The sequence below is a fragment of the Marinobacter confluentis genome (assembly GCF_004785685.1).
GTDB lineage: Bacteria > Pseudomonadota > Gammaproteobacteria > Pseudomonadales > Oleiphilaceae > Marinobacter > Marinobacter confluentis.
Map to the genome: position 1 here is coordinate 1 of NZ_SRPF01000035.1, position 321 is coordinate 321.

Annotated in this window: 1 protein-coding gene; it reads right to left on the bottom strand. The window is 60.4% G+C overall.

The window, feature by feature from the left end; all coding sequences use genetic code 11:
- The coding region (locus E5Q11_RS17445; RefSeq protein ID WP_323053114.1) for a sensor histidine kinase at positions 1 to 321 on the bottom strand (321 nt) is incomplete at both ends.

Consider the following 321-nt stretch of genomic DNA (forward strand, 5'->3'; position numbering starts at 1 on the left):
GGGAAAGGTTCGAGCACCGGTTGTTTCTCCCTGGCTTCGAGGGCCGCCAGCTCGAAAAGTTCATCCACCAGGCGGCTGAGCCGCTGGCCTTCCTGCAGGGCAATCTGAAGGAACCTCGCCTGTTCCTCAGCGCTTAACCGGTCACGGCGCAGCTTGAGCGTCTCGATGTAGCCCTGCATGGACGCAAGCGGTGTCCGCAGATCATGGGACACCTGTGCGACCAGTTGTCGCCGCTGAGCGTCTTTTTCCCTGAGCAAATCAATCTGGCTGGCAATCCGCTGGGCCATGTCATCGAAGGTGGCGCCCAGATAGTCGATCTCG